The 8,807-nt window shown below is 63.9% G+C and carries 8 protein-coding genes and 1 pseudogene; 7 read left to right on the top strand and 2 right to left on the bottom strand.

Features of this window, described 5'->3' with window-relative positions; all coding sequences use genetic code 11:
* The 5 genes and pseudogenes from AC1D0N_RS31625 to AC1D0N_RS31605 form a co-directional block, all read left to right on the top strand.
* Positions 1–225, top strand: a pseudogene (locus tag AC1D0N_RS31625) (IS110 family transposase); the annotation flags it as partial.
* A 301-nt stretch (positions 226–526) separates the two neighbouring features.
* Positions 527–2,056, top strand: a complete 1,530-nt coding sequence (locus AC1D0N_RS31620; protein ID WP_477250527.1) for a DUF4153 domain-containing protein — start codon at positions 527–529, stop codon at positions 2,054–2,056.
* A gap of 4 nt (positions 2,057–2,060) precedes the next feature.
* Positions 2,061–2,753: a response regulator gene (locus AC1D0N_RS31615; protein WP_477250525.1), complete on the top strand. Its 693-nt coding sequence runs from the start codon at positions 2,061–2,063 to the stop codon at positions 2,751–2,753.
* Entirely contained in the window at positions 2,741–4,327 is a 1,587-nt protein-coding gene (locus AC1D0N_RS31610; RefSeq protein WP_477250523.1) for a sensor histidine kinase, read from the top strand. The genes AC1D0N_RS31615 and AC1D0N_RS31610 overlap by 13 nt, the downstream gene beginning before the upstream one ends.
* Before the next feature lie 28 nt (positions 4,328–4,355).
* Positions 4,356–5,522, top strand: a complete 1,167-nt coding sequence (locus AC1D0N_RS31605; RefSeq protein WP_477250521.1) for an NAD(P)/FAD-dependent oxidoreductase — start codon at positions 4,356–4,358, stop codon at positions 5,520–5,522.
* 59 nt (positions 5,523–5,581) lie between these two features.
* On the opposite strand, the gene AC1D0N_RS31600 is transcribed toward AC1D0N_RS31605, so the two are convergent.
* Positions 5,582–6,007, bottom strand: a complete 426-nt coding sequence (locus AC1D0N_RS31600; RefSeq protein WP_477250519.1) for a GNAT family N-acetyltransferase — start codon at positions 6,005–6,007, stop codon at positions 5,582–5,584.
* A gap of 162 nt (positions 6,008–6,169) precedes the next feature.
* Between AC1D0N_RS31600 and leuD the strand changes: the two genes are divergently transcribed.
* Positions 6,170–6,775: a 3-isopropylmalate dehydratase small subunit gene (leuD, locus tag AC1D0N_RS31595; protein WP_477250517.1), complete on the top strand. Its 606-nt coding sequence runs from the start codon at positions 6,170–6,172 to the stop codon at positions 6,773–6,775.
* Positions 6,776–6,837: 62 nt separating this feature from the next.
* Positions 6,838–7,785 carry a hypothetical protein gene (locus tag AC1D0N_RS31590; RefSeq protein WP_477250515.1) on the top strand — a complete coding sequence of 316 codons (948 nt, stop codon included), beginning with the start codon at positions 6,838–6,840 and terminating at the stop codon, positions 7,783–7,785.
* Here the strand turns inward: AC1D0N_RS31590 and AC1D0N_RS31585 are convergent.
* The gene (locus tag AC1D0N_RS31585) at positions 7,699–8,625 is read right to left on the bottom strand and encodes an IS110 family transposase (protein ID WP_477250513.1); all 927 of its coding nucleotides are present in this window, start codon (positions 8,623–8,625) and stop codon (positions 7,699–7,701) included. The genes AC1D0N_RS31590 and AC1D0N_RS31585 overlap by 87 nt on opposite strands.
* Between the last annotated feature and the right edge of the window lie 182 nt (positions 8,626–8,807).

Genomic DNA, 8,807 nt, shown 5'->3' with positions numbered 1-8,807 from the left:
GGCAACAGGCATGTGCGTGGCGGACGCACCGGGCCGCGGGGTATCCTCTTCATCGTCGCGGCCATCGTGGCCAAGTTCGATCTCCATCTCAAAGCTTTCGCTCAACGGTTGCAACAGGCGGGAAAACCCAAAATGCTCATCCGCATCGCGCTAGCCAGAAAACTGCTCGTCATTCTCAATGCAAAAGCACGCGACGCGCGAGCCGAGTTCGCCAATGCAACTTGACACCCCAGATAGTCGCTCTCCCCCGCTTCGCGAGGGAGAGAAAGGAGCCTGGCTGGAAGCGCAGGTCCTGCACGAAAACTGCACGTTCCTGCGGAAAACCTCCTCCGCTCCGCCCTGCCGTTTCCATGGGGACATAAGACAACAGCGCCATGCAACAGCGAAACACCCCCCGTTGGCTACTGCCGTACCGGCTCCGCAACGAAAGCTGGTGGCTGGTCGATCCGCCTCGCAGCGAGGCGACGCTCCTCCCTTTCGTCCGCACACCCAGACATGTCGGTTGTATCACCAGGAAAGTCCGCTCATGACATCGTTTCTTTCGGGTGCGCCGGGCTATTGCAGCCGCTTCGGCATCGCCGTGCTGCTGGTCGCGCCGGCGGATTTTTTCTTCTATGGCCAGCCCGTCGGCATCACGGTTTTCCTGTTCGCCATCTTGATCGCCGGCGCGGTCGTGGCCGTGCATCCCGCTGCATTCAGCGACGGCAAGGTCTGGCTCAAGCCAGCCGCCCTGTTCCTCGCGCTGCTGCCGCTGGCCGAAAATGTCAGCGTGCTGTCCGTCACCATCGCGCTTGTAGCGCTTGTGGTGTTTGCGCTTTCGCTGACCAAGCGGTTGCGATACAGCCCCGCCCGCATTGCCGGCCAGGCGGCACTGTTCCTGCTCGCCGGACCCTTCCGCTTCGTTGGCGACTTCTTCCGCTGGCGCCAGGCGGCGCGCCGGTTTGGCCGGCGGCGCATCCGCTTCGCCGCGCTGGCCGTGTGGATCATGCCGCTGGTGCTCGGCGTGGTGTTTCTCGCGCTGTTCGGCGCCGCCAATCCGGTCATCGATTATTGGTTCTCGCTCATCGACCTGATGGCGCTGCTCGACCTCATCCAGCTGATGCGGCTGGCCTTCTGGCTGGCGGTGCTTGTCGTCGTCTGGGCTTTCCTGCGGCCGCGCCTGCCGCGTCTCCTGCGCCGCATTCCTCGCAAGATGCCTCCCAGGCCTGTAAGCGCGCCCTCCGCGACAAAGGCCGGACCGATCATCGAGGACATCATCTTCGGCAAGGCCGCCATTCTGCGCGCGCTGATCGTCTTCAACATCCTGTTTGCGCTGCAGACCGGGCTCGACGCCACCTATCTGTGGGGCGGGGTCGCGTTGCCCGACGGGCTGAGCTACGCCTCCTATGCACATCGCGGCGCCTATCCGCTCATCGTCACCGCGCTGCTTGCCGCCGGTTTCGTGCTGGCGGCGCTCCGGCCCGGCAGCGAAACCTCGGCCGATCCGCTGATCCGCCGGCTGGTCTATGCCTGGGTGGCGCAGAACATCGTGCTGGTCATCTCATCGATCCTGCGGCTCGATCTCTATATCGGCATCTATGCGCTGACCTACTGGCGCATCGCCGCCTTCGTCTGGATGGGACTGGTGGCGGTAGGTCTTGCCCTCATTGTCGCCCGCATTGCGCTTGGAAAATCCAATGAATGGCTGTCCTCCGCCAATCTTCTGACGCTATCGGCGACGCTTTATGCCTGCTGCTTCATCAACTTTGCGGCGCTGATCGCCAACTACAATGTCGACCATTCCCTTGAAATGTCCGGTTCCGGCACGCCGCTCGATGCCGAGTATCTGCGCTCATTCGGCGCCGTCGCCCTGCCGGCACTGGATCGCTACTACATGCATCAGACCGGACATCTGACCACCTGGGTGGTCGACCTGCAGATGGCCGACGACTATATCGCCGAGCAAAAGAAGTGGCGCGCCTGGAGCTTTCGCGGCTGGCGGCTGACCAGGGTTCTCGACAACAGAGGCCCGCTCGTGCTTCCTCCACCTTCCCAGCCTTCCATGCCGGACCGCTAGATTCATGCCGCATCACATCCTCGTCGCCGACGATGACCCGCATATCCGCGAGGTGATCTGCTTTGCGCTGGAAAAGGCCGGCATGAAAACGCAAGCGGTGGCCGACGGCGCCGCCGCTCTGATGGCCATCGAACGTCGGGCGCCCGATCTTGTCGTGCTCGACATCGGCATGCCGGAGATGGATGGGCTCGAAGTCTGCCGGCGGCTCAGGCAACGCTCCGATGTGCCGGTGCTGTTCCTGTCCGCGCGCGACGAAGAGATCGACCGCATCCTCGGGCTCGAAATGGGCGGCGACGATTATGTCACCAAACCGTTCAGCCCGCGCGAACTGGTCGCCCGCGTCAACGTCATCCTGCGGCGCGCCCGCCCGGCGCCGGAAACGGCCGACGACCGGCATTTCGCGCATGGCAAGCTCAGCCTGGTGCCGGCCAGCCACGCCGCCAGTTTCGACGGCAAGCCGCTGGCGCTGACGGGGATAGAATTCTCGATCCTTAGAGGATTTCTGGCGCGGCCGGCGCATGTGCTCGACCGCGACGCGGTGATGGCCAGCGCCTATGCCGCCAACATCCATGTCGCCGACCGCACCGTCGACAGCCATATCCGCAACATCCGCGCCAAGCTGGCGGCGGCGGGTTGCATGGACGGCATAGAGACCGTGCATGGCGTCGGCTTCCGGCTCGGCCGATGCAGCGCGTGAGCGCCCGCAAATGGATTGGCAGCAAATGGCGGCCGCGCCTGGCCACTGTCGTCGTCGCCATCCTGATCATGGTGATGGCGCTGCCGCTGGTCGGGCTGTTCTTCTTCCGGCTCTATGAGAACCAGCTGATCCGCCAGACCGAGGCCGAGCTGATCGCGCAAGGGGCCGTGCTCGCCGCCATCTATGCGCAGGATGTGCGTGACGCCGGCATTCCGGTGGAGAAGCTCGGCGCGGCGATGCCGGCGGCCGGTGTCAGCGATCGGAACTATCCTTACAATCCGATCGAGCCGCGCCTCGACCTCGCTTCCGATTATGTCCTGCCGACGCGGCCAGTGGCGACGGCCGCGACCATTGATCCGGCCTATGCGGCGATCGGCGTCCGCCTGTCCGGCATCCTTGACGCCACGCAGAAAACCACGCTGGCCGGCTTCCGGCTGCTCGACCCCTCTGGTGTCGTCATCGCCGGGCGCGACGAGATCGGCCTGTCACTCGGCGATGTTGAAGAGGTGCGCGCAGCACTTGCCGGTCACTATGCCAGCGCGCTCAGGCTGCGCATCCCCGATCAGCCAACGCCGCCGCTCTATTCGGTCAGCCGCGGCACCAAGGTGCGTGTCTTCGTCGCCATGCCGGTGGCCATCGCGGGCCATGTCGCCGGCGTCGTCTATCTGTCACGGACGCCGAACAACATCATCAAACATCTCTATGGCGAGCGCGGCAAGGTAACGCTGGCGGCGATCGCCATTCTTGGCGGCACGCTGCTGATCGGCCTGGTCTTCCTGCGCACCGTCAGCCGGCCGATCTACGCGCTGATCGACCGCACCGAGCGTATCGCCGCCGGCGACCGCGCGGCGATACGGCCGCTCGACCATCACGGCACGCGCGAAATGGCCGAGCTTTCCGCCGCCTTTCTCGACATGGCGGAAAAGCTGCAGGCGCGCTCCGACTCGATCCAGACCTTTGCCACCCATGTCTCGCATGAACTCAAATCGCCGCTGACGGCGATCCAGGGGGCGGCCGAGCTGCTGCGCGATTCCGGTAGCGCCATGGACGAGACCGAGCGGCAGCGGTTTTCCAACAACATCGTCACCGATGCCGGGCGGCTCAATCTCCTGGTGCGGCGCCTGCTCGATTTGGCCCGCGCCGAAAATCTGGCGCCGAGCGGCGAAAGTACATCGCTCGGCGCCGCACTGGCGCTGCTGCCGGCCGAGGACAGGGTGGCGGTTCGCATTGAGGCGGGCGGCGATCTGACCTTGCGCATATCGGCCGAGAATGCGGCGATCGTGCTGGCCAATCTCATCGACAATTCGGCGCGGCATGGCGCGACGCTGGTTTCGATTGCGGCGGCGAGCACGGGCGGCAAGGCGACGGTCCTGGTCAGCGACGACGGCGCCGGCATTTCGCCGAGCAACCGCAGCAGAATTTTCGAGCCGTTTTTCACCACGCGCCGCGACAGTGGCGGCACCGGCATGGGGCTCGGCATCGTGCTGGCCCTCCTGAAAGCGCATGATGGTACGATCCGCCTGGTTGACTCCGGGCGCGGCACGCGCTTCGAGATTGTCGTGCCGGTTGCGTAAAGGACGCAGGCGGCGAAGCGGAGAAAAAATGCGCTACGACATCGTCATCATCGGCGGGGCCATCGTCGGGTCCTCGATCGCCTATTATCTTCGCGAGGAAGGCTTTTCCGGCTCGATCGCGCTGGTCGAGCGCGACCCGCAATTTGCGCATGCGGCGACGACATTGTCCTGCGCCTCCATCCGCCAGCAATTTTCGATCCCGGAAAACATCCGGCTGTCGCAGTTCACGCTGAAACTGTTCCGGCGGCTGACGGAAACTTTTGGCGCTGACGCCGATATCGGCTTTCGCGAAGGCGGCTATCTGATCCTCGCCGGCGAGAACGGGTTGCCGATCCTGAAGGCGAATTACGAAGCGCAGATGGCCGAGGGCGCCGACATCGTGCTGGAGGATGCCGACCAGCTTACGCGTCGCTTCTCGTGGCTGTCGGCCGAGGGCATCACCGCCGGCGCCTACGGCCGCAGCGGCGAGGGCTGGTTCGACGCGCATGCGATGCTGATGCTGTTTCGCAAGGCGCTGCGCGCGAAAAAGATCGACTTCATCACCGCTGATGTCACCGCCATCGAGCGGCAGGGCGACCGCGTCACCAGCGTCAGCCTCGACAATGGCGACAAGCTGGAGGCCGGCACAATCATCAACGCCGCCGGGCCGAATGCCGGCAAGGTTGCCGCGATGGCTGGGCTGGCGCTGCCGGTGGAGCCGCGCAAGCGCAACGTCTTCGTCTTCGAGGCGCGCGAGAAATATGCCGACATGCCGCTGCTGGTCGATCCCTCGGGCATCTATGTCAGGCCGGAAGGCTCGGTCTACATCACCGGCGGCGCCGAGCCGGAAGAGGGCGATGGCCCCGCCGACCCTCAGGATTTCGATGTGGAATGGCCATTGTTCGAAGAGGTGATCTGGCCGGTGCTGGCCACCCGCATTCCGGCCTTCGAGGCGATCAAGCCGACGCGCGCCTGGGTCGGCCATTACGACTACAACACGCTCGACCAGAACGCGGTGATCGGCCCGCATCCCGAGGTCAGGAATTTCATTTTCGCCAACGGCTTTTCCGGCCACGGCCTGCAGCAGGCGCCGGCAGTCGGCAAGGCGCTGGCCGAGTTTCTGGTGCATGGCGGCTACTGCACGGTGGATTGCTCGGCGTTTGGCTATGAGCGCGTCGCCGAAGGGCGGGCGTTCCGGGAATTGAACGTGATTTGAGACGCGCTTCTACCTTCTCCCCTTGTGGGAGAAGGTGTCGCCGAAGGCGTCTCACGGCATCAGGCTTTGCGGCCGAACCAGAAGGCGTCGGGCATGCGCTTCATACCGATGCGTTCGTAGAAGCCGACGGCGTCGGGCATGGAGATCAGGCTGATGGCGATGGACGGCCCGAGCTGCCGACGGGCTTCGTCCATCAGGCCCTTGCCGATGCCGAGCCCTTGCGTCGATTGCGAAACGGCGAGTTCGGAGATGTAGCAGACCCAGGAAAAATCGGTGACGGCCCTGAGAACGCCGATCAGCGGCTTGCCTTCGATGTCGAGGCGCGCGGTGAGCACCAGATTGGCCTTGGCCAGCATGGTCTTCAGCCGGGCGTCGTCATTGACAGGGCGTGTCTCGCCGAGACCGGATTCCACCAGCACGCGGCGAAACTCGGAGGTGCCGAGCCCAGGCTCGGGGGAATAGAGGATCTTTGAGGGTGTTTTCATGCCGGCCAAGGTGCACCACAGGCCGACAGTTTTGAAGACGCCGCACGCGATCTTTTGATCGAGGGCCAAGGCCGGCCGAAAACAGCCGCCTTTTATTTGCCCGCAGCTTTGTGTAAACCGGCGTCAGCAAATCCTCCCGCAACGAAAACACGGGCAAAAGCCATGGAAAAATTCACCAAGCTCACCGGCGTCGCCGCGCCGATGCCGATCGTTAATGTCGACACCGACATGATCATCCCCAAGGACTATCTGAAGACGATCAAGCGCACCGGGCTCGGCACCGGCCTGTTCGCCGAAATGCGCTACAATGACGACGGCTCGGAAAACCCTGATTTCGTGCTCAACAAGCCGGCCTACCGCAAGGCGCAGATCCTGGTTGCCGGCGACAATTTCGGCTGCGGCTCGAGCCGCGAGCATGCGCCGTGGGCGCTGCTCGACTTCGGCATACGCTGCGTCATCTCGACCTCGTTCGCCGACATTTTCTACAACAACTGCTTCAAGAACGGCATCCTGCCGATCACCGTCAGCCCGGAAGATCTGGAGAAGCTGATGGACGATGCCTCGCGCGGCTCCAACGCGACGGTTTCGGTCGACCTCGAGGCCAAGGAAATCCGCGGCCCGGATGGCGGCGTGGTGCATTTCGACCTCGACGACTTCAAGCGCCACTGCCTGCTCAACGGGCTCGATGATATCGGCCTGACCATGGAGAAGGCCAGCGCCATTGCCTCGTTCGAGAAGAAGAACGCCGCCGAGCGCCCCTGGGCTTGAGCGGGACGATTTGACCCGGCCGCCACAGGCCGGGTTCGTGGCGGCTGAACGGAGGGACAGTCATGACACGTTCGCTTCTTGCCGGCGCATGCGCGCTGGTGTGGGTGCTGGTGCCGATTGCGGGCCTTGCGCAAACGCAGACGCCGGCCGCCACGGCCCAGAAGCCGGCAGGCGACCAGCCTGCCGCCGACCAGGGGACGAGCGATCAAGGCACCGACGACGCAGCCGCCTCCGACGATGACACCCAGGGACCGATCCCGTTCGAGGGCGGCCAGCTGACCATCACCCAGCCTGAGCAGGACGGCGAGAAGGTGCTGGCCTTTGACGGCAAGCAACTGGCCAGCAATTACGATGTGTTCTTCGACAAGGTGGTCAAGGTCGGCGGCGTCAACGTCGCGTTGGTCAATGTCGGCGATGGTGGCAACCAGTGCGGGCCGGCCACGGTGATCGTCTGGAAGCCGGAAGGCGGCGAGATACAAAGCACCACGGTCGAACAGGACGAATGCGGCGCGCCGCCGGCAGCGGTCGCCGACAACGCCATCTATTTCGTGCCCTATCTCCTGCCGGGCGCTTCGCAGCAGGCGCTGCAATGGTCGCCAACCGACGGGCTGACGATTTCAGGCGATCTGAGTTACGCGCCGGAACCCGGCACCGACTGGAAGGACATCGACCCGTCCAAATACCAGAACATCATCGATGCCTTCCACAACGAGGCCGTCTACAAGGCGGCCAAGACGCTGCTCGGCGACAGCATGCCCGACATGGCGACCAGCCTGCTGGTTGGCGGCGGCACCGAAAAGACCGCATCCGGCGCCTTCTATGCCAGCGGCTGCGTGCCGCATGATTGCGGCGGCAATGACGGCTTCATGGCGGTCGACCCGGTCAAGCATGCGCTCTATTTCTCCCCGGCATGGCAACTGTGTTCACGCGAATGCGGTTTTGTCCCTGATGATAGCGTTGAGGGTGACCAGAAGCTTCCTTGCGACGGCGACGATGGCGAGTTTCTTTGATCCGGAACGTGCGGCAAGGGCGACGTAGAAAGCTTTGAACCGGTCATTGGCGCGGATGGCGCCGAGCGCCGCCATGTAGAGAGCTCGCCTGACCCGCGGGCGGCCACCTGTGATCTTGCTCCTATGTTTGAGCTTGCCGCTCTCATTGTCGAACGGGGCAAGACCAGCAAGGGCTGCGATCGACTTGGGCGAGCGCTGGCCGAGCTCGGGCATGTGCGCCAGCAAAGAGAGGGCGGTGATGGTGGAGACGCCGGGGACGGAGACCATCAGCGCATAGTCGAGGGCGGTGTCCTCGGCTTGGCGAATGGTTTTGACGATCCGGCTCTCGAGCGCATCGATGCGTGTGTCGAAGTCGGCGATGACATCTTGAAGGTCGTCGACAACGTCAGCGTCGAAGGCTTCGCTGAGATATCTCTTCAACCTCGCCCTGATCTCGACCAGATGGTCGCGGTGGCGAGCAAGCGACTGAAGGTGCTCGCCTTTCTCACAGGGCGCCGGCTCGGGCGCAGGCTGGTAGCGACGACCGTAGTCGCTCAGCATCCTGGCATCGAGGCGATCCGTCTTGGCGCGCTGCGTCGTCGACTTCGCGTAATGGTGGGTATGTGCTGGATTGTGCCGCGAGAACGCAACGCCTGCCTTGGCCAGCGCATGGCGCAGCAGCCGGTCATGGATCCCTGTCGCCTCCATGACGACGAAGTCCCGGTCGGCGCAAAGGCCTGCCACATAGGCTTCTATCGCATCGCCCTGGTTGGCGATGCGCTGACAACGACCGCTTGCCTCATCAAAAAAGTCGAGCCGCTGCTTGGAGATGTCGCAGCCGACATAGTTCTGCACTATCATGTCCAGGCCTCTTCCTGTGGTGCGGGGTCTGCTGCTAACAGCCCCGTGCAACTGTTCAGGTTGATGGTTCAGTGGTGGGAAGGGACCGAGCCATGCCGCGGACTATCCCGAAAGGGATGACCAGGATCCTCTCGGCCTCCTTCCCACTTCAACCATACACCCGAACCAACACACAGGATCCT

The organism is Mesorhizobium sp. P2_E10 (assembly GCF_056404235.1).
This window is presented reverse-complemented; position numbering and strand designations above follow the sequence as displayed.